The 20,951-nt window shown below is 54.2% G+C and carries 13 protein-coding genes and 2 pseudogenes; 13 read left to right on the top strand and 2 right to left on the bottom strand.

Features of this window, described 5'->3' with window-relative positions; all coding sequences use genetic code 11:
• The first annotated feature begins 85 nt into the window (after positions 1-85).
• The 3 genes from AAE045_RS03505 to AAE045_RS03495 are packed head-to-tail and all read left to right on the top strand — an operon-like array spanning position 86 to position 12,136.
• Positions 86-1,762: a ShlB/FhaC/HecB family hemolysin secretion/activation protein gene (locus AAE045_RS03505; protein ID WP_455546477.1), complete on the top strand. Its 1,677-nt coding sequence runs from the start codon at positions 86-88 to the stop codon at positions 1,760-1,762.
• An 11-nt stretch (positions 1,763-1,773) separates the two neighbouring features.
• Entirely contained in the window at positions 1,774-11,817 is a 10,044-nt protein-coding gene (locus AAE045_RS03500; RefSeq protein ID WP_455546476.1) for a hemagglutinin repeat-containing protein, read from the top strand.
• Positions 11,818-11,830: 13 nt separating this feature from the next.
• The gene (locus AAE045_RS03495) at positions 11,831-12,136 is read left to right on the top strand and encodes a hypothetical protein (protein ID WP_455546475.1); all 306 of its coding nucleotides are present in this window, start codon (positions 11,831-11,833) and stop codon (positions 12,134-12,136) included.
• A gap of 80 nt (positions 12,137-12,216) precedes the next feature.
• Here the strand turns inward: AAE045_RS03495 and AAE045_RS03490 are convergent, their stop codons facing one another.
• The gene (locus AAE045_RS03490; RefSeq protein WP_455546589.1) at positions 12,217-12,378 is read right to left on the bottom strand and encodes a hypothetical protein; all 162 of its coding nucleotides are present in this window, start codon (positions 12,376-12,378) and stop codon (positions 12,217-12,219) included.
• Between the two features lie 117 nt (positions 12,379-12,495).
• Here AAE045_RS03490 and AAE045_RS03485 point away from each other — a divergent pair.
• The 8 genes and pseudogenes from AAE045_RS03485 to AAE045_RS03450 form a co-directional block, all read left to right on the top strand.
• Positions 12,496-13,773 (top strand): annotated as a pseudogene (locus tag AAE045_RS03485) (VENN motif pre-toxin domain-containing protein); the annotation flags it as partial.
• A 138-nt stretch (positions 13,774-13,911) separates the two neighbouring features.
• Positions 13,912-14,193 (top strand): HNH/endonuclease VII fold putative polymorphic toxin, encoded by a 282-nt coding sequence (locus AAE045_RS03480; RefSeq protein WP_455546586.1) that lies wholly within the window; start codon positions 13,912-13,914, stop codon positions 14,191-14,193.
• Positions 14,183-14,797 carry a hypothetical protein gene (locus tag AAE045_RS03475; protein ID WP_455546474.1) on the top strand — a complete coding sequence of 205 codons (615 nt, stop codon included), beginning with the start codon at positions 14,183-14,185 and terminating at the stop codon, positions 14,795-14,797. The genes AAE045_RS03480 and AAE045_RS03475 overlap by 11 nt, the downstream gene beginning before the upstream one ends.
• A 211-nt stretch (positions 14,798-15,008) precedes the next feature.
• A pseudogene (locus tag AAE045_RS03470) lies at positions 15,009-16,115 on the top strand (VENN motif pre-toxin domain-containing protein); the annotation flags it as partial.
• Between the two features lie 5 nt (positions 16,116-16,120).
• Complete coding sequence (locus tag AAE045_RS03465) at positions 16,121-16,495, top strand: CDI toxin immunity protein (protein ID WP_455546473.1); 375 nt, start codon at positions 16,121-16,123, stop codon at positions 16,493-16,495.
• Positions 16,496-17,110: 615 nt separating this feature from the next.
• Positions 17,111-17,740 (top strand): CsgG/HfaB family protein, encoded by a 630-nt coding sequence (locus AAE045_RS03460; RefSeq protein ID WP_455546585.1) that lies wholly within the window; start codon positions 17,111-17,113, stop codon positions 17,738-17,740.
• A gap of 11 nt (positions 17,741-17,751) precedes the next feature.
• On the top strand, positions 17,752-18,114 hold the full coding sequence (locus tag AAE045_RS03455; protein ID WP_455546472.1) for a DUF4810 domain-containing protein: 363 nt from the start codon (positions 17,752-17,754) through the stop codon (positions 18,112-18,114).
• The gene (locus AAE045_RS03450; protein ID WP_455546471.1) at positions 18,111-18,785 is read left to right on the top strand and encodes a DUF799 domain-containing protein; all 675 of its coding nucleotides are present in this window, start codon (positions 18,111-18,113) and stop codon (positions 18,783-18,785) included. The genes AAE045_RS03455 and AAE045_RS03450 overlap by 4 nt, the downstream gene beginning before the upstream one ends.
• Before the next feature lie 28 nt (positions 18,786-18,813).
• Here the strand turns inward: AAE045_RS03450 and AAE045_RS03445 are convergent, their stop codons facing one another.
• Entirely contained in the window at positions 18,814-18,981 is a 168-nt protein-coding gene (locus tag AAE045_RS03445) for a winged helix-turn-helix transcriptional regulator (RefSeq protein WP_455546584.1), read from the bottom strand.
• A gap of 699 nt (positions 18,982-19,680) precedes the next feature.
• Between AAE045_RS03445 and AAE045_RS03440 the strand changes: the two genes are divergently transcribed.
• Both AAE045_RS03440 and AAE045_RS03435 read left to right on the top strand, forming a co-directional pair.
• Positions 19,681-20,490, top strand: coding sequence for a winged helix-turn-helix domain-containing protein (locus tag AAE045_RS03440; RefSeq protein ID WP_455546470.1), 810 nt, complete (start codon positions 19,681-19,683; stop codon positions 20,488-20,490).
• A complete protein-coding gene (locus tag AAE045_RS03435; protein ID WP_455546469.1) occupies positions 20,462-20,947 on the top strand; it encodes a hypothetical protein in 486 nt (161 codons plus the stop codon). The genes AAE045_RS03440 and AAE045_RS03435 overlap by 29 nt, the downstream gene beginning before the upstream one ends.
• Positions 20,948-20,951 lie beyond the last annotated feature (4 nt).

The following is a 20,951-nucleotide window of genomic DNA, read 5'->3' as shown; positions in this document are numbered from 1 at the left end:
TTTATTTTATAAATCATATCTTTTTTGTATTTAACTATGTCAGCGAGTTTCCCCCGCTGGTATATAAGCTCACGGAAGAGTGCACATGCCAGAGATAAAACGCCTCCATATATATTTTTTTGCCGCGCTATTTATATTTTCTGCAAATATAGCGGCCGCCGCCCCGCTAAGCCCCGCAGACCGCGCGCTGATAAATCAGGAACAGCAGGAGTTACTGCAGCAAAATCAGCGGCAGCGCGAAGAATTGCAGCGCAGCGCTGCGCCAGAAGTGCCGGAAGACAGCCGCCCGGCACGGCCTGTCGGCCCCTGTTTCACCATACATAATATTTATATTAGTAACGCTACACTGCTGAGTCATAAAAGGCAGCGCGAACTTGTTTCATCCTATATAAATCGCTGTCTTGATATCGGGAAAATTAACGATCTGACAAGGGAAATATCCGACTGGTATATTCATGAGGGCTATATAACCAGCCGGGCATTGATTACCGAGCAGGATTTATCTCAGGGTAATTTACAGATTGCCGTGCTTGAGGGGCGCCTGGAGGATATTCGGCTGGAAGGGACCGGCGCCGGGCAGATTAGTATGGCCTTTCCCGGCCTGAAGGGAAAAATTCTTAACCTGCGCGACATTGAGCAGGGCATGGAGCAGATCAACCGTGTGCGTACGACGCCGGTGCAGATTGAAATCCTGCCGGGTGACAGGCCCGGCTACTCCATTGTTAATCTCACCGCCTCGCCGGAATTCCCGCTCTCTGCCTCGCTCAGCTTTGATAACAGCGGGCAAAAGAGCACCGGCACCGGGCAAGTTAACGGCTCGCTGACGGGCAACAACCTGCTGGGGCTGGCGGATAAATGGTTTGTCAGCGGCGGGCGCAGCAGCGATTTCTCATCCAGCCACGACGCGCAGAATTTCCAGGCGGGCGTCAGCCTGCCCTACGGCTACAGCCTGCTGGATTATTCGTACAGCTGGAGCAATTACCTCAATACCATCGACAACGGGGGTTTAAGCTGGGCCTCCACCGGCGACAGCATCACCCATCGCCTGACCGCCTCCCGCGTGCTGTTCCGCAACGGCGATATCAAAACGGGCGCCTCGCTGGGGCTCAGCCATCAGATCAGCAATAACTACCTCAATGAGACGAAGCTTGAGAGCAGCAGCCGTAAATTAACCAGCCTGCTGTTTGGCCTCAGCCACACGCAAAAAATGTTCGGCGGCATCGCCACGCTGAACCCCACCTTCAGCCACGGCGTGCCCTGGTTCGATGCGGAAGACGACCACGGCAAAAAAGGCGACCTGCCAAAAGCCGGGTTCAAGAAATGGAGCGTTAACGGCAGCTACCAGCTTCCGGTCGCCAACGATGCCTGGTGGCTTACCAGCTTTTACGGTCAGTGGTCGCCGGACAGGCTCTACGGCAGCGAGCGCCTGACCCTCGGCGGGGAGAGCTCGGTTCGGGGGTTTAAGGAGCAGTATCTCTCCGGCGACAACGGCGGGTATCTGCGCAACGAGCTGAGCTACGCGCTGATCGCACTTCCGTTTATTGGCCAGGTCAGCGGCGTGGCCGCCCTTGACGGCGGCTGGCTGGAAAAAGACGGCAAGGATCCCTGGGCCTCCGGCACGCTGTGGGGCGCGGCCGTTGGCCTGTCTACCGCGAACCGCTATTACTCAAGCCAGTTTACCGTTGGCCTGCCGGTGAAATATCCGGACTGGCTGGCGCCCGATCGCATCAGCCTTTACTACCGCATCGCGTTTGCTCTTTGAGGTCAATGATTATGGAAAATCATCAGCAGCCCGTTCGACTCTCCCGGCGTCTTGTCAGCTATCTGATCTGCTTCCTGATTGCCGGACAGCCCGTGTTCCCGGCCTTTGCGGCAGCCACCCCGGCGAACGGCAGTACGCAAATGGACAGGGCGGCGAACGGCGTGCCGATCGTTAATATCGCTACGCCAAACGGGGCGGGGATCTCCCATAACCAGTTCAAAGATTACAGCGTAGGCAAAGAGGGGATCATCCTCAACAATGCCACCGGGCAGCTCAACCAGACGCAGCTCGGCGGGCTGATTCAGGGCAACGCGAACCTGAAGGCGGGGGCGGAAGCGCGGGGCATTATCAACGAGGTGACGGGCGGCAGCCGCTCGCAGCTGCAGGGGTATACCGAAGTGGCGGGCAAGGCGGCGAACGTGATGGTCGCCAACCCGTACGGCATCACCTGTAACGGCTGCGGATTTATCAATACGCCGAATGCGACGCTGACCACCGGCAGGCCAGTGTTTGACGCCAGCGGCAACGTGCAATCTCTCGATGTCACCAAAGGAAGCATCCTCGTTGAAGGGAAGGGCCTGGACGCCAGCCAGGCGGACGCGCTGACGATCATCTCCCGCGCCACGGAGATCAACGCGCAGATCCACGCCAGAGATCTGAAGGTTATCGCCGGGGCGAACCGTGTCACGGCAGACGGAAAAGCCACGGCAATCGCGGGCGAAGGCCCTGCGCCAACGGTTTCGATTGATACCGGCGCGCTGGGCGGCATGTACGCCAACCGCATTCATCTGGTATCCAGCGAAAAAGGCGTGGGGGTTAACCTCGGCAATCTGGACGCGCGGCAGGGGGATATCATCCTGGATGCCAGCGGCAGGCTGACGGTAAAAAACAGCCTCGCCAGCGGCAGCTTAACGGCAAAAGGCGACGGCGTGGTGCTGAACGGCGAGCATAAAGCGGCGGGCAGCCTCAATGTCAGCGGCCGGGAGATAGCGCTCAGCAGCGGTAAATTTGCCAGCGACGGCGATATTACCCTCAGCAGCAGCGGCAAGCTGGCGCTGAACGATGCCACGCTCACCGTCGGCAAAGACCTGAAGCTGAACGCCGGGGAATTTACGCAGAACCAGGCAAGCCGGGTCGATGCGGCGCGGAATATCAGCGCGACGGTGGCCGCCCGTGCTGATAGCCAGGGGCAGATGGTTGCCGGTAAAGACTTCGTCTTCCAGGCCAACGAGCTGGTGAACGGCGGCAGGCTGAGCGCGACGGGTGAGCTGAAGCTCAATGCCGCTGGCGTCGACAGCAGCGGCACGCTCTCGGGCAAGGCGGGGCTGAAGATTACCGGCAGCAGCCTGACCACCCGCACGGGGTCGAGTACGGGCAGCCAGGGCAATATTACGCTGAACGTCACCCGGGCCGATCTGGACGGTAGCATCATCGCGACGGGGGATTTATCTGCCCGCACCGAAGGGTTAACGGCGCGTGCCGGGTCACAGCTGCAGAGCGACGGCGCTCTGGTGCTACAGGCCAAAGACGCCACGCTTAACGGAACCCTCGCGGCTAAGGGCGCGCTCAGCGTTTCTGCCGATAAGCTGATCCACGGCGGTAAAGCCAGCGCGCCGGCTATCACCCTGCAGGCCGACAGCCTCACCAACAATGGCACCGTAGTGACGCCATCGCTGACGCTAAAAGCGGAGCGGCTGACCAACGGCGGGCTGCTGAAAGGCGACCAGAGCCTGATCCTGAACGCCAGCCGCCTGGATAACCTGGCCGGGGCAAGCCTCTACAGCGCGCAAAATCTTTCCTTCAACGTTCCCGTTATCGATAACGCGGGGCTGATAACGAGCGAGCGCGATCTGCTGCTGGACGGCGGGCAGCTGACGAATATCGGCGAAATTAACGGTAAAAATCTGACGCTTAACAGCGGCAGCGTTCTGAACAAAAGGGACGGCGTGCTGCTGGCAGAAGATGACCTGAAACTTACCGGCAGCACGTTTGAAAACGCAGGGCTTCTGAAGGCAAATAACGTCGATCTGCGTGGGGATAGCTTCATCAACGCGGGCACCATCGAAGGCGGACGCTCTCTTTCATTACTCTCCAGCGATGCGCGTAATCAGGGCAAGCTTCTTACGGGCGGGAACCTTACCGTAAACGCCGACGCCTTCACCAACGACGGCAAACTCCAGGCCACGGCGCTGCTGCTGTCCCTTACCCGGCAGTTCACCAACCAGAGAAACGGCGTCCTGGATGCTGAAAGCCGCCTGACGATTACGGCCGTGGAATTAACCAACGCAGGGTTGATCGACGCCGCTGAAACGACGGTCAACGCGTCGAAGGTAACCAACTCGGGCGCGCTGCAGGGCAGGGAGCTGCTGACGCTCACGGCGGGCGCGCTGGACAATCAGAGCGCCGGTAACCTGCTGAGCAACGGCGTGCTGACCTTAGCGTTAGAAAGCCTGACCAACGCCGGTATCGTGAAAAGTATCAATGGCATCAGCGCGACCGTGGAGGGGGCAGGCAGCAGCAGCGGCGAAATCTGGAGCCAGAAAGGCATCACCCTGACGGCAGACAGCCTCAGCAACAGCGGCAAAATCCAGGGCAGGAGCCTGGCGCTGAACGCCAACACGCTTACCAACAACGGTCTGTGGCAGGGCAGCGACTGGCTGACCGCCAGCGGGGATGCTATCACCGTTGGCCGCAGCGGGCGTGTGTTGACGGACGGAGCGCTTACCCTGACTGGCGGAACGCTGGTAAACGACGGGCTGCTGCAGGGCGGGCAGGATCGGTTTACCGCCCGGAGCTGGCGCAACGGTGGCTCTGCTATTGGTAAGAACAGCTTCAGCGTCAGCGTGAGCGATACGCTGGTCAACGATGGGGATCTTCTGAGCAACGGACCGGCAGCGATAAGGGCGCAGACGTTGAGCAACGGCGGCTCGCTGCTCAGCGACGGGGAGATGACGCTGGATGGCGCAGCGCTCACCAACAGCGGCTCAATCCAGGGCAAAAATCTGACCGTCCACCAGAGCAACGTGACCAACCGCGGCACGCTGATCGGCATGAACGCGCTGACCTTCGAAGCACGCCAGCAGGCGCTGAACGCACGTCTGGCGATGGCGACGCCGCTGCTTGAGCTGGTCAACGAAGCGGGTGGGCAGCTGTTAACCCAGGGCAGCCTGACGATTAACGGTGTGAATATCACCAACAGCGGCAGCTGGCAGGGAAAAAACATCGTGCTGGCCGCCAGCAAACTGCAAAACAACGGCGCGATTACAGGCAGCGACGGGGTGAGCCTGATCCTGAGCGGCGATTTGACGTCGGCGGAAAACAGCAAAATCATCGCCGAAGGCAGCGCGGCGATTCAGGCGCTGAACCTGACCAACGGCGGGCAGTGGCTGGCCAAAAATCTGACCCTGCGCGGCACGAACCTGACTAACAGCGGTGAGATATCTGGGGTTGAGGGATTAACGGCAGCGCTCAGCGGCGCGTTTACCCAGCAGCAGGGCAAAAAGCTGCTCACGGACGGTACGCTGGCGCTGAACGCGGCGTCGGTCAGCAACCAGGGCCGCATTGAAGGGGGCGACACGCAAATCACCGGCGGCACGCTGGATAACCAGGGGCATATCCAGGGGAATAATAATCTTCGCCTGACGCTTACCGGCAGCCTGACCAACCGCGCGGCGGGAAGCATTATCAGCGACAAAGCGCTGAACATCACTACCCCGAACCTGGTTAACTATGGCGTGCTGCAGGGGGAAACAGCCGCCCGCATCGACGCGAGGGATTCCTTACGCAATGACGGCAGGCTGCTGTTCGCCCGCGACCTGACGCTGAACACCGCAGCGCTGACCAACAGCGGCTGGCTGCAGGCCACAACCCTGCTGCTGAATGCCGCAGCCGTGAATAACAGCGGCACGGCGTTTGGCGAAAATCAGCTCACCGTCACGGCAAACCAGGTCAACCTGCAGGCCACGGGAAAATTATTCAGCGGCGGCGATCTGCTGCTCAACAGCGCCGGGTTTGAGCAGCTCGGCCAGGTGCTGGCGCTGGGCAACCTGACGGTCTCCCTGACGAATGCCTTCACCGCGCGTAATACCATGGCGGCCGGAAACAGGCTGACCCTGACCAGCCGCGGCGATATTACCAACCAGAGCGTGATGCAGGGCCAGGGGCTAAGCATCCGTGCTGGCGGAGCGCTGATCAACAGTGGTCAGCTCACCGCAGGCGCTGCGGCCAGCGATCTAAGCGGCAGCCGCATTGCGATGGATGCCGCAGGCTCGCTGCAGTCCGGCGGCGATATCGCCCTGACCAGCGCCAGCGATATTCTTCTGAGCGGGTTTACCGGCACCAGCGGCAGCCTGACCGCCACCGCGACGGGATCTATTATTAATACCGCGCTGCTGTACGCGGGCAAAAATATGCGCCTGTTTGCCGACAGCCTCCGCAATCAGAAGGGAGATATCCTGGCAGGGGACAACCTGTGGATGCAGCGTGACGCGGCGGGCGGCGCCAACAGCGAAGTGGTGAACAGCTCCGGGAATATTGAGACGCTGCGGGGGGATATATCGATAACTACTTTGAGCTTCCTGAATGAAATGGATGGCCTGTCAATAACTCATTATGAACAGGAATACCCAGATGCTGTTCCGAAGGTTGGTAAAAGGTTGCATGGCTTATTTTATCCAAAAATAAGACCGGATTTTGAAATTAGCTTGAATGAATGGGATGGCGATCCGAGAAGGATTATTTCGCGTACGGAGCGGGTCTGTACTGGGGCAACAAATGATCATTGTCATGAATATGTTTATTTTCAACTTTATGGCGAAGATACACGCCAGTTTTTGTTGAGTGAATCTATCGTATCTGTGTCTGCAACCGGAGCGGCAGCCCGTATTGCTTCTGGTCGTGATATCACGATTAGCGCCGAAAATCTTTATAACCGAGCGAGCCATATACTGGCTGGTCGTAATGTGGTGCTAACTGGAGATGTATTGAATAACCTCTCAGCGGAAGGAGGTCACCAGAATACAATAATTGAGGCTAAATACCGCTGTGAATGGTTCTTTTACTCTTGTTCTGGGCCTGGATTACCTGGAGTTCCAGAAACAGATTCTCGCATCGTTTCATCTAAGAACAGCAGGGATTACCATACGTGGGTTCCGTATGTTCTGGGTAATAAGTTCACAGAATATGTTGCGGATGGAAGTGTTTATAAAGCCGTCATTAGCGCAGGCGGCAACGTCACAACCAACTTCACCAGCAATATCAGCAACACCTCTACTACTGCTCATGCGGGCGGCATAAGCAACTCGCTTTCTGCCCCTACGCTCAACACCCTCAGCAACCAGAACCTCGGCGACGGCATCGCGAAGCAAAGCCTCAGCGCTGTCGATCGAACCGTGCTGGATGCGCCCCAGTGGCAGGATCGGCTTGAAGATGCCATCCGGCAAATTAGCGGCGGTGAAAGCCTTGAGGGCGATACGGGATCGGCAGATCCGATCGATCCTGAGAACACGGCCCTCAGCAACCGGAAGGGTAAAACGGTTGATATCAGCGCTTATCCGCTGCCGGGCGGTGAAAACGGCTACTTTGTGCCCGCCAGCGATCCCACAAGCCCTTACCTGATCGTCAGCAACCCGAAGCTGGACGGGCTGGGCCAGCTCGATCCGTCGCTGTTTGGCGATCTCTACTCCATGATGGGGATGACGCCGGGTGAGGCGCCGAGGGAAACCGACGGCACCTACACCGACCGGAACAAGTTTCTCGGCTCGTCATACTTTATGGACCGCCTGAACCTCCACCCCGAGTACGACTACCGCTTCCTGGGCGACGCGGCGTTTGATACCCGCTACGTCAGCAACTACGTGCTGAACAAGACCGGCAGCCGCTACATCAACGGCGTCGGTTCGGATCTGGCGCAGATGCAGTACCTGATGGACAACGCCGCCAGCGCGCAGCAGTCGCTTGGCCTGCAGTTCGGCATTGCGCTGACCGCCGCGCAGATAGCTTCGCTCGACCAGAGCCTGCTGTGGTGGGAAGCGAAAAGCGTCAACGGCCAGACGGTGATGGTGCCGAAAGTCTACCTCTCGCCAAAAGATGTGACGGTGAATAACGGCAGCGTGATTGCCGGTAACAGCGTGCAGCTTGCGGGTGGAAATATCAGCAACGATGGCAGCACGATCGCCGCTAAAAACGGCCTGAATATCGACGGCGCTGGCGGCATCAGCAACCTTAACAGCGGGCTCATCAGCGCGGGCAGCGACCTGCGGCTGAGCTCGCTGGGGGATATCAACAATATCGGCTCGCGCATCAGCGGCAAAACCGTTGAGCTTGAGAGCCTGGACGGCAGCATCAACAACGTCACGCTGACGGACACCTGGCGCATTAACGACGGCAGCAAAAATGGCCGGGTCGGGATAGCGGATACCACGGTTGGCGATATCGCGGCGATAACCTCCCTGGATCCCCTGAGCCTCCGCGCCGGGAAAGATATTAACGTTACCGGCGCGAACGTCGCTGCGGGCGGCGACCTGCTGATGAACGCCGGGGGCAATATAGCGGTGGCCGCAAACCAGGTTACCGACAGCTACAGCCGGTCTGGCTTCCGTGGCGCAGATGCGACTGGCAGCTCCTCGGTCACCAGCCAGGGCAGCACGATAACCGCAGGCGGCAGCCTGGGCATGAAGGCAGGCGGCGACCTGACGGTGGCGGCCAGCGCGGTAAACGCGGGGGATAACGCCAGCCTGACAGCGGGTAATGACCTGAACCTCAACGCCGCGCAGACCAGCGAAAGCAGCCGCCACGGCAAAAGCGAATCCCACAGTACGGACGTGGCGCGCGCCACCGTCAGCAGCGGCGGGGATCTGACGCTTGCCGCAGGAAGGGATATCACCGGCCAGGCTGCGGGCCTTGCCGCAGAAGGCGACGTGGCGATGCAGGCGGGCCGCGACGTGAACCTGCTCGCGGAGGAAACCACCGACGGCAGCAGCTACAGGGCGAAGAAAAAGGTCGTTATCGACGAGTCGGTACGCCAGCAGGGCACCGAAATCGCCAGCGGCGGCACCACCACCATCGTGGCAGGCCGGGACGTCAACAGTGAAGCCGCGCAGGTCACCGCCAGCGGCGATATCGGCGTGGGCGCAGGGCGCGATATTAACCTGAGCACCGCCACCGAAAGCGACTACCGCTTCAAAGAGGAAACCAAAACCAAAAAAGGGTTCCTGAAGAAAACCACCACCCACACCGTTGAGGAAGACAGCGCAACGCGCGAGGCGGGCACGCTGCTGAGCGGCGATAACGTCACCCTCTCGGCGGGTAACAACCTGCTGGTGGAAGGCTCTTCGGTGGTGGGCGACGGCGACGTCGCGCTGGGCGCGGGCAACAACGTGGATATCGTGGCGGCGACAAACACCGACTCCACCTGGCGCCTCAAAGAGAAGAAAAAGAGCGGGCTGATGGGCAGCGGCGGCCTTGGTTTCACCATCGGCACCAACAGGTCCCGCCACGAAGTGAACGAAGACGGCACCACCCAGAGCCGGAGCGCCAGCACGGTCGGCTCCACGGGCGGCAGCGTCAGCATCAGCGCGGGCGGGCAGGCGCACGTTGGCGGCTCCGATTTAATCGCGGGCCGGGACATATCCGTCACCGGCGACAGCGTACTTATCGATCCTGGCCACGACAGGCGCACCCGCGATGAGACGTTCGAGCAGAAGAGCAGCGGCCTGACGATAGCGCTGTCCGGGGCTGCGGGCGCGGCGGTAAACGGCGCGGTAGGCGCAGTCCAGGCCGCCAGCAACGAAAGTGACGACAGGCTGGCGGCGCTCAAGGGCGTTCAGGCGGGGATGTATGGCGTGCAGGCAGAGCAGGCGTTACGGCTGGATGCGGCGCAGGGCGGCGATCCGTCGAACACGAACGCCGTTGGCATCAGCGCCACGCTCGGCACCCAGTCCTCCAAATCCCGATCCCACAGCGAACAGGACACCGCTGTCGGCAGCACGCTTACCGCTGGCAACAGTCTCTCATTGACCGCTACGGGGGGCGACATCTCGGCTGCAGGCAGCCAGATGAAGGCCGGAAAGGACGTGCTGCTGGATGCGGCCAGGGACGTAAACCTGGTCTCCTCGCAGAATACGCAGCTGCTTGAGGGCAGCAACAAAAGCAGCGGCGGGGCCGTGGGCGTGGGTATCGGCGTCGGCTCCGGCGGCTGGGGCATCAACGTCTCCGCCAGCGGCAACAGCGCGCACGGCAAAGAGAACGGCAACGGTACGCAGCAGAACGAAACCACGGTGGATGCGGGCAGCCAGGTCAGCATCATCAGCGGGCGGGATGCGACGCTCGCCGGGGCGCAGGTCAGCGGGAACAACGTTGTGGCGGACGTGGGGCGCGACCTGACCATCAGCAGCCAGCAGGACAGCGACCGCTACGACAGCAGGCAGAGCAGCGTCAGCGGCGGGGCCAGCTTCTCCTTTGGCTCGATGAGCGGCTCGGCCAGCCTGAGCGTCAGCCAGGACAAAATGCACAGCAACTACGACTCGGTTACTGAGCAGAGCGGCATATTTGCGGGCGACGGCGGCTTCGACATCACGGTCGGGAAGCATACCCGGCTGGACGGGGCGGTGATAGCCAGCACGGCAGACGCCGGGAATAACAGCCTTGATACCGGGACGCTGGGCTGGAGCAGCCTCCACAATAAAGCGGAGTATGACGTCAGCCACAGCGGCGGGAGCTTCAGCACGGGCGGCAACGTCGCCGACCAGTTCATGGGCAATATGGCCATGAACACGCTGACGAATCTGGGTAGCGGCGGCGATGCCGAGGGAACAACGCGTTCGGCGGTTGCAGACGGCAGCATCACCATCCGCGACAAAGCGAGCCAGCAGCAGGAGGTGTCAGGACTGAGCCGTGATACGGAACATGCCAACGGCAGCATCAGCCCGATATTCGACAAGGAGAAAGAGCAGAAGCGGCTGGAGATAGCCCAGACGATAGGCGAGATAGGCAGCCAGGCGATGGATATCGCCAGAACCGAAGGGAAGATAGAAGCGACAAAAGCGGCGAAGGCTAAGCAGAATGACCCGGTAGCGCAGGCAGCAGCAAAAGAGAAGCTTGAGAAGGAGGGAAAAGAAACCACACCGGAAGCCATTCAGAAGCAGGCGTATGAAACGGCTTATGAAAAGGCGTTTGCGGATACAGGCTTTGGTACCGGCGGGAAAGTGCAGCGTGCCATGCAGGCCGCGACGGCGGTGATCCAGGGGCTGGCAGGGGGAGATGTTGCCGCAGCTATCGCCAACGGCGCAGCTCCTTATATCACCAGTGCCATTGCCGACAGTATTGACGATCCGGCAGCCAGAACGATGGCGCACGCCGCTGTGAATGCCGCCCTTGCCGCAGCCCAGGGAAATAGCGCCCTGGTCGGCGCGGCAGGTGCAGCAACCGGTGAAATGGCAGCAATGGTCGCGCTGAATGTTTACGGAAAGCCGGTAAGGGAACTGAGCGAAACGGAGAAGCAAACCGTATCCGCACTTGCTACACTTGCGGCAGGTCTTGCTGGCGGGTTGACAGGAGACAGTACAGCGGATGCCGTTGCCGGGGCGCAGACCGGTAAGACGGTTGTTGAGAATAATGCATTGGGTGACAAGGATGCGAAAAAACTTGGCCTGCGACCTGTAAAAATCCTCGAAGTAAACCCGCTGAAAATTGGTTTTGTTGACGAAGATGGAAACGTCAATGCTTATGGTGGAAAAGCTGTAAAACCTGCCACCATCAATAAAGGGCAGCAAAATAAACACATTGTAGGTACTAATGAATATAAGACTGCGGCAGCGTCGTCAGGGAGCCAGCGTAGTATCATTACGGTTGAACCTCAATCTTTACTGCCCCAATTAGGAACAGGGCAACAAGTCGGAAAAATAGAGGTTGGATTGGCTGGTTCTAAAGAACGAATTGATTTTGGTAAAGTCATTGGAACCTTTGTAGATAAAGACACTGGTTTATCTTTACCTACAACAAAAGGAATTGTGCATTATGGTAAGGATGGTGCTCACATAGTACCTGCACGTCCATAATCGGGAGGCTATAATGAAAAATAATCATGAATATTTAAAAAGATTAAAGTTATCAATGCAGTCTGCTCTTCTTGGGGCTATTACTCAAAATATGAGAAATATAGCGGTAGATATCGTGGATGATAAAATTATGCTGTATTTTTTTATTGATGGGGAAGTCCGGCGCGATGATGAAGAGAATATCTCTATAGTTGAAACAGAAGTCATAGCAGATTTTGAGGATAATTTTGATATAGAGACCATTATAAAAAGGCTTGATTATCCAGAGCCAATTATACTGAAACAGGGTTGTAGTGTTTTTCTAAGAAAGGAAAACTGACCATAAATCATTATATAGGTATGCTTTGATATTGAATCCCGCCCTTAGTCGGCGGGATTTTTTGACCTGTCAGCCAACCATCAGTTCCACTTCCCGACTGAAGCCTTCTTCGCCATGATCATCTCAATAAAATCAGTGATCTGCCGCTGTTCGCGGACCGGGAGCTTACAGACCTTCTTCAGCGTCTGAATGATCTCCTGCTCTGGCGGCGGCGCAGGTAATGATTTCTCAGTAGTAAGCACCAGGCAACCGGGCGTCACGCGAATCTTTAAAGGCGTTCCTGTTAGGAATCCCGCATCCTCCAGCTGTAGCCCTTCAGATTGATGGTGAGGGCGGATTGCCTGAAGGAGTAGAAAAAGAGCGGGGCGCAGGTCAGCGGGAACAAAGTTGTGGCGGACGTGGGGCGCGACCTGACCATCAGCAGCCAGCAGGACAGCGACCGCTACGACAGCAGGCAGAGCAGCGTCAGCGGCGGAGCCAGCTTCTCCTTTGGCTCGATGAGCGGCTCGGCCAGCCTGAGCGTCAGCCAGGACAAAATGCGCAGCAACTACGACTCGGTTATTGAGCAGAGCGGCATATTTGCGGGCGACGGCGGCTTCGACATCACGGTCGGGAAGCATACCCGGCTGGACGGGGCGGTGATAGCCAGCACGGCAGACGCCGGGAATAACAGCCTTGATACCGGGACGCTGGGCTGGAGCAGCCTCCACAATAAAGCGGAGTATGACGTCAGCCACAGCGGCGGGAGCTTCAGCACGGGCGGCAACGTCGCCGACCAGTTCATGGGCAATATGGCCATGAACACGCTGACGAATCTGGGTAGCGGCGGCGATGCAGAAGGGACAACGCGTTCGGCGGTTGCAGACGGCAGCATCACCATCCGCGACAAAGCGAGCCAGCAGCAGGAGGTGTCAGGACTGAGCCGCGATACGGAGCACGCCAACGGCAGCATCAGCCCGATATTCGACAAGGAGAAAGAGCAGAAGCGGCTGGAGATAGCCCAGACGATAGGCGAGATAGGCAGCCAGGCCGGGGACATTGCGCGTACTGAAGGGAAAATTATCGCGATAAACGCAGGCAAGGCGGAGCTGGAGAAGACAGGCAAAAAAGAGCCGAAGAAGGGCGCGCCACAGAAGGAATGGAACGACTATAACAGGGCGCTGAGCGAAACGGCCAGTTATAAGCAGGCCATGAAGCAGTGGGGAACCGGCAGCGATATCCAGCGGGGAATTCAGGCGGCGACCGGCGCGCTTCAGGGGCTGGCAGGGGGAAGCGCAGGAGCGGTCATCGCGGGTGCCGCAGCGCCGTATCTGGCGGAGCAGATTAAGCTTCAGGTCGGTGAGGAAAACAAAGCGGCGAACGCAGTGGCCCACGCCATTCTGGGCGGCGTGGTGGCCGAGCTGCAGGGCCATAATGCCGCAGCGGGCGCGACAGGGGCCGCCACGGGCGAGCTGATTGCCCAGCAGCTGTACCCGGGAGTAAAGCGCAGCGACCTGTCAGAAGAGCAGAAGCAGAGCATTGCCGCGCTCTCCACCCTTGCCGCAGGACTGGCAGGCGGCCTGGCGGGAAACAGCACGGAAAGTGCCGTCACGGGTGCAGCAGCCGGGAAAAATGCGGTTGAGAATAATGCGCTGAGCAAGGAAGGCGAGAAGCGCCTTGGACTGCGTTCAGTGGATATAATCGATATTAATCCACTGTTCAATCAGAATGCTAAAGTTCTTGATGAGGATGGTAAGGTACAAAAGGGAGGGGGTAAGGATAGCCGTCCTGCAAACATGGCTCCAGAAGGTGCTGGTAGAAAGGGGGCTTTTAGAGAAGCGAAACGTCAGGCTGGAATACCTGTCACCCAAAATCCAAGTAACGTTTATCTAAATCGTGATAAGCGTGATAACTTGCAGCCAGGCTTGATTTATGAGTTCACGGTTCCTAAGGAAGGCGGTGGAACTAAAAAAGTTTACATTAGAGACGATGCTGGAGGCCATAGTTTTGGTGTAAATGATCCACAAAACAGAGGGCCGCATTTTAACGATCCTAACGGGAACCATTATGACTACTGAAATTATTATCAGATGTGCAAAAGACATCCAGCAAGCTAATGAAATAGCAAACTTCAGTCGGCGGTATGGCATTTCATCATATAATCTTTCGGCTATTAGCTGGGAAGTGCCATGTATAACGAGACGAAATTATGGCGTGCAATTACTAAAAGCCATGATAGCTAGGTTAACGGATAGTAAACATATGGTACTATTTGTGATGATAGAGATGTCTGCAAAGCAACCGAAATCTGCAGTAGTAAAATATAAAAAAACTTGGGGCTTGCTAAGGAATGAAGGCCTTCGTTTAGATGCTATCTCAAATAAACAAGATTTTTTATTAGACGTTGGTGATGGGTTTGTTCTAAGCGGCGTCGCAAATGTCGAGGCTGATGATCAAGAAACATTGGAAATATTATTGAATCGCGATGATTATGTGTATTTCACATTATTGAGTCAAGATTTGAGTGTCCCCATCTTTGAAGAGTGGGTAGGAAGAAAATCTTGGCTGGATTTTGTTGAGAGTCTTAATGGTATCGTATTATTCCCTATGGGGTATGCAGATGATAATTCTTGTGAAATAGTTGCAGTGGGGCATGAAAAGTATATATCACCACTTCTTTGATTTTTATATAACACTTTGACTTGAGCGTAATGTTCAGAATGAATACTCTCCAACAATATTTTCTAATTTTTCATGGTTGATGGAGTGTAATCAGTAACACCGAGGGTAGAACAGAACCTTTGAGGTTGCAGTATACGCATTGTTTGGTGCTGGATTTGCGCCAAAACCTGGTGATATCAAGGGATTCCATGAAGCGGTAAGCGCGATTGATTCTCTGGCTGCGGTAACTGGACTTGTGCCAAGTCTTGATGAGCAGATTAAGCTTCAGGTCGGTGAGGAAAACAAAGCGGCGAACGCAGTGGCCCACGCCATTCTGGGCGGCGTGGTGGCCGAGCTGCAGGGCCATAATGCCGCAGCGGGCGCGACAGGGGCCGCCACGGGCGAACTGATTGCCCAGCAGCTGTACCCGGGAGTAAAACGCAGCGACCTGTCAGAAGAGCAGAAGCAGAGCATTGCCGCGCTCTCCACCCTTGCCGCAGGACTGGCAGGCGGCCTGGCGGGAAACAGCACGGAAAGTGCGGTCACGGGTGCAGCAGCCGGGAAAAATGCGGTTGAGAATAACTATCTGAGCAGTAAACAGATAGATGCCTGGTCTACCGAAATGAAGACCTGTCAGGCTGGCGGCGGTGACTGTAGTGGGATCGTTAAAAAGTACGAAGAGCTGAGTACTGCGCAACAAAAGCAGCTGATCAACGACTGTGCAAACAGCCCGGCCATCTGTCAGCAGAAATACGGTGATGTTCTGGCCGATAGCATGGCTGTGAAGCAGGCTCTTGATAATGCACTTGGCAAAGACATCCCGATCAAGATGGTCTACGATCTGACAGCGACCTGGGCGCATCAGATGCAGGCTGAAGGTGTTGTGGCCACTAATAAAGTGTCTGAAGCGCTTAAGAAAGAATATGGTCTGGATGAAGTTCAGGCAGGTATAGTTGCAAGTGCTGCGGCATCGGCGTTTGGCGGGATCAATAAGGCGAAAGTAGGTACTCAGCCTAAAATCGAACAAACTCTTAAACCAGAAAAGAATTGGGAAAGTGCTCGAAACAAGCCATTGGATCTCGTTGGCAATTTAGGTGTAAATTCTAAGCCAGTTATTGGCCGTTTAGAAGTAAGTGCCGGGAATGGAAAAGTTATTGGACGTCAATCTAGTGATGGAAAAGTAGGTTGGCGTGTAGATTATGATCCTGAGAAGGGTACACATATCAATATATGGGATTATTCTCAGGGCAAAGGGCCAGGAAAAGCAGTGAAGCAAGTCATACCTTTTGAAGGTAATGAGAAGTCTTTTGAATCTATATTGAAACAGCTAAACAGGTAGAGTAAATGACTTTGTTTGATGAGTGTCGAGAAGCACTAAGTGCTGATTTTAATATAGTTGAGGGTAAAGCTCAGCAGGAGGCTATTGATATTCTCAATAAATATCCTCTTGCAAAAGGAAGCGTTACTTGGTCAGCAATAAAACATACAGATTATGAGAGCATTGACGCCCTCATCATCGCGCATCATATAGAAAATGATCATGTATTCGTTTTTGCAGATGACGCAGATATTCCTGTTTTTAGATCAAAGTTAAGCCTGATCGCTGAAAATATTTACGACGTCACAGCTTTGTCACCAAAATTATTTATTTTTAATAATGAAGTGATAATACAAGCTTTATTCCCTACCGAAATGTTTCGCTTAGGAATAAGCCAATAATCTGAAGTATAAATCCCGGCCCTCTGCGCCGGGAGCTTTTTTATCTGTCAATTAGCCATCAGCCCCACTTCCCAAAATATGCCTTCTTCGCCATAAAAATCAGTGATCTGCCGCTTCTTGCGGACCAGGATCTTACAAACCTTCTTCAGCGTCTGCATGATGCTCTGACCCCAGCGTAACTATCGAGACCCTGCAACCTCTTAACCGGCATAACCTTTGGGCTGGCTAAAGTACACCACCCTTCTGATGGATATCAGGGAACTATACATCGCGAGAAACTATAGAAAATTAATATATTAAAAATGCATTGCTTGATGTCATAAATATTCCTTTTATGAATGCATGAAAAGCTCCGCGCGATAAATGAGACTATTTGACATAAATAAATAATTAAAGTCTCAATGATATGTCTGAATCTATCTTTGTGCTGGTGTTTTTGTCGCTGCTGAAATATAAAAAAGGGGCCAATTCAGCAACATTATAAATGAAGTATTGGCAATAAAAATATAACTCTTAGTTATATTTCTGGCATCAATTAATAATAACAATCACTCAGAAAAGGAATTTATCTTGATAAACAAACTGATCGCGGTCAGTGCCGTTTGCGCGGCGCTAATGGTAGCTGGTTGCGCGTCTGAATCATCCAGAACGCTGGCGGTTGAAAAGGTGGCGTCTTACAACACCAGCTATAGCGGGCCCAAAAGCCCGATTAGCGTCGGCAAGTTTGATAACCGTTCGAGCTATATGAACGGCATCTTCTCCGATGGCGTCGACCGCCTTGGCAATCAGTCAAAGACCATCCTGATGAGCCACCTGCAGCAGACCGGGCGGTTTAGCGTCATGGATCGGACAAACATGGAGGAGATAAAAACCGAAGCTGGCATCAACGGCAAACAGCAGCAGCTGAAAGGGGCTGACTACGTCATTACCGGCGACGTCACTGAATTTGGCCGCAAAGAAACCGGCGACCGCGCGATGTTCGGCATTCTTGGACGCGGAAAATCTCAGGTGGCCTATGCCAAAGTTGCGCTCAACGTGGTGAATGTTAACACCTCCGAAGTGGTTTACTCCGCTCAGGGCGCCGGGGAATACGCCTTGTCTAACCGTGAGATTATTGGCTTCGGCGGTACGGCAAGCTACGACTCAACGTTAAACGGCAAGGTGCTGGATCTCGCTATTCGCGAGGCCGTGAACGATCTGGTTAACGGGATTGAAAACCATACCTGGACCCCAACTGCGAAATAAAGGAAGTCATAATGAAAAGGAATAATTTTGTATTGCTCTGCCTGCTGTCGGCCTGCCTGGTCGGCTGCCAGAACAGCAAGGCACCAAAAGAAATTTATAAGTGGGATGGCTACCAGGAAGCGATTTATCAATATTACAAAGGCGATACCACTCCAGCCGAACAAATTGCCGTGCTGCAAAAACTTGTTGAACAGGCAAAGGCATCTGCCAAACCTGTGCCGCCGGGTCTGCATGCGCAGCTGGGTCTGCTGTTTAGCAACGCAGGAAAAATGGACGACGCGATGGCTGAATTTAATCTGGAGAAGCAGCTATTTCCGGAGTCCGCCTCCTATATTGATTTTCTGATGAGCAAAGGAAAAGGAAGCCTGAAATGAAATTATTTAGCATTGTTACAAGCCTCGCTCTGGCACTGCTGTTAAGCGGATGCGCAAAGACCAATTCAGGCGCTGATAAGCAAGATTATTCAGCGTTCAGGGAAAGTAAGCCGCGCAGCATACTGGTGCTGATGCCGAAGAATGACTCTCCGGACGTGAGTGCAGGCTATGGTTTTATTTCAGAGGTGACTTTTCCGCTGGCAGAGGCGGGCTACTACGTATTCCCGGTTGCCGTTGTGGAAGAAACCTTTAAGCATAATGGGGTAACGCACGCGAATGATATCAACTCCGTCAGCCTTGCGAAGCTGCATTCCATCTTTGGTGCCGATGCCGTGTTGTATCTGACGGTGACCGATTATGGGACTTCATATCAGGTGATCGATAGCGAAACGCGCGTGGCGGCTAAGGCCCGGCTTGTTGATGTGCGCAGTGGGAAAGAGCTGTGGACAGGGAGCGCTTCCGCATCCTCAAACGAAAAGAAAGGGTATAACAACAATAACAGCCTGTTAGGCACGCTTATTGCGGCGGCGGTGAATCAGATCTCTGATACCGTTTTTGATAAGGCTCACGATGTAGCGGCCATCACCAGCACGCGGCTGCTGGCTGCGGGGACGGGCAGCGGCATGCTGTACGGTCCGCGCTCGCCGGAATACGCAAAACAGGGTTTATAAAGCCCCCTCATGCTCCACAAGCTTTCTCTTAATGCGCCAGAGAAAGATGTGGAGCATTCTCCCGCATCCACCCCGCCAGCGAATAAAGGCTGGGGTACAGTGATTTTCCTAACGCCGTGATCTGATACTCCACTCCAGGCGGTGCCTCCGCTAATACCTGCCTCGTCATTAATCTCCTGGCCTCAAACTGGCGCAGCTGTTCCGTTAGCTCTTATTGTGCAATGAGGCTTACAACGCGCAATGTGCTGCCGCAAAGCAGCAGAGGTATTTGCGTTAACGGTCTTAGCCCTGGGCCTACCGCCTGAAAATTAAATACCGCCAGGAAGCGGAGCACTATCAATCTCATTTCAGTGATTGGATTTATCTATTAGTCGCCAGGCTAATCCCCGAATATATAAGAGTTTATGCTTACACAGCTAACGTTACTCTACTCCTGGGTTATTTGTTAACTTAACTAACTATTTAGCGATAGTTAAGGCTGTGTTGTTGATAAAATAATGAACATAATTATAAGATTTAATCCGAATAGGATTAAACCGATGTTTTTATATAAAAAATTAGCAAGCAGTTGAAGCAGAGGTTTGACAATAATGTAGCGGGTATGTAATAACTTTGAGTAAGCTTCTACAGCATAATTGTAAAAAAGAGCCATGAATTACTGGCCTTATATAGCAGCGAGCTAAATATATTAAATTATCTGCGACGTTTTTATATTTTTGTCGGGGGTTTGAATTATCTTAAAGGCTTGATATAGTGCTTGCCGTGTTGATAAACGAATTCCGCCAGCAAGGCGGAGGGCAGACGCTTTTTATAATAACTAAAATTCATAATCCTATTACTGGACGTAATGGCTTACCCTTTTTAGTCTAAATGACCTGCACGGAGGCAGAGAATCATGTCAGCAAGCCTAATATATTATAAAAGCACCAGAAGACTGGTTTCTGGTGATACGAACACGCTTATCTCGCTTCGGCCAAAGGAACAGATTTTATGGGATATTCTTTATGAAAATAGCCCCGGAATTGTTACGCGAAAAGAGTTATGTGAAATTGTCTGGCAAGGGCGCTACGTCTCGGATTTTACAATTAATCAGACGATAAATGCCCTGAGGAAAAAGCTCAGTGACTGCGAGCGTACGTTGATAGTAACCATGCCTAAACAGGGCTATGCGCTTGATCGCAGCCTGGTTACAGATAACCGAGAAAGCGGTGAGCAGGCAGCTTGCCACGCCTTGGATACTTCGTTCTCCGATCGTGAAAAAGTTACTGGAGAGGAAGTGCCGGATACTAAAGCCGTAGCAGTTGCTCCCGACCTGCCGCTATACCCAACGGGGCAGGAAACTCCACTGACTGCCCCTCACCTGAATGAACAACCTCAGGTTGCGCTCTGTCCCGTACAGAATCTCCCCGTAAAAGCAACGATTCTTCAGACGGCGAAGGTTCTTCTCAAGCAAAAATTCAATCAGTGCTTTACCCTCACATTGTTTGGTTGTGGAATTCTAATGTTTATCTCTGGATGGGCAGCAGCGGCTATTTATGATGCCCATACAGGGAAGAAAATCTTTATAGATGGTTTACAGGTTGCCATTGAACAGGGAGCAGTAAAGTTTTATCAGGATACACAGCTTGTGAGCTGTGAGCTGATTAAAAAGGACAACAGCAGACATGAACACATCGATGAAACCCATTGCAAAGTCGCACAATAGATTAATAGCCCTTTTATTTCTAACAATCTGTTTTATCTTTGGAGCAGAACTGAAAAGAGCGGCTGAGAAAGTGAATATAGCTGGCGTAGGTTACTATGGCACACTGGTTCTGAACGATGGCAGAAAGATAACCGCTAATCTTAACTTCAGTACCGATGAAGATGAGTACTTTATAAAATTCAACCAGCAGACGGGAAACTTAGGGCAATACATTACTGCACGCATAAAGTATAACGCATTGATGCATGTCCCCTTAGCAAATGCACACATCGAAGTATTCAACATCGTTAAGGGTGTGCCTACGCAAATTTATGGTAATGACAATAAGCTCGTCTCTGCAATCTTGCGCATAGAAGGTGGGAAAAAATACCTGATAGTCAATAAAAATGACTTTTTCTTAGATAATGGCTCAGATGTCAAAGAGATGATTTTTATATTGAGTAAGCGTAGTCAGTAAGCAG

The organism is Dryocola clanedunensis, assembly GCF_038405435.1.
GTDB lineage: Bacteria > Pseudomonadota > Gammaproteobacteria > Enterobacterales > Enterobacteriaceae > Dryocola > Dryocola clanedunensis_A.
This window is presented reverse-complemented; position numbering and strand designations above follow the sequence as displayed.

Bases quoted from the DNA above. Each gene is read 5' to 3' on its own strand.
- AAE045_RS03475 (WP_455546474.1), top strand. From the start codon at position 14,183: ATGACTACTGAAATTATTATCAGATGTGCAAAAGACATCCAGCAAGCT.
- AAE045_RS03505 (WP_455546477.1), top strand. From the start codon at position 86: ATGCCAGAGATAAAACGCCTCCATATATATTTTTTTGCCGCGCTATTT.
- AAE045_RS03450 (WP_455546471.1), top strand. From the start codon at position 18,111: ATGAAATTATTTAGCATTGTTACAAGCCTCGCTCTGGCACTGCTGTTA.
- AAE045_RS03455 (WP_455546472.1), top strand. From the start codon at position 17,752: ATGAAAAGGAATAATTTTGTATTGCTCTGCCTGCTGTCGGCCTGCCTG.
- AAE045_RS03440 (WP_455546470.1), top strand. From the start codon at position 19,681: ATGTCAGCAAGCCTAATATATTATAAAAGCACCAGAAGACTGGTTTCT.
- AAE045_RS03465 (WP_455546473.1), top strand. From the start codon at position 16,121: ATGACTTTGTTTGATGAGTGTCGAGAAGCACTAAGTGCTGATTTTAAT.
- AAE045_RS03435 (WP_455546469.1), top strand. From the start codon at position 20,462: ATGAAACCCATTGCAAAGTCGCACAATAGATTAATAGCCCTTTTATTT.
- AAE045_RS03480 (WP_455546586.1), top strand. From the start codon at position 13,912: ATGGCTCCAGAAGGTGCTGGTAGAAAGGGGGCTTTTAGAGAAGCGAAA.
- AAE045_RS03460 (WP_455546585.1), top strand. From the start codon at position 17,111: ATGGTAGCTGGTTGCGCGTCTGAATCATCCAGAACGCTGGCGGTTGAA.
- AAE045_RS03500 (WP_455546476.1), top strand. From the start codon at position 1,774: ATGGAAAATCATCAGCAGCCCGTTCGACTCTCCCGGCGTCTTGTCAGC.
- AAE045_RS03495 (WP_455546475.1), top strand. From the start codon at position 11,831: ATGAAAAATAATCATGAATATTTAAAAAGATTAAAGTTATCAATGCAG.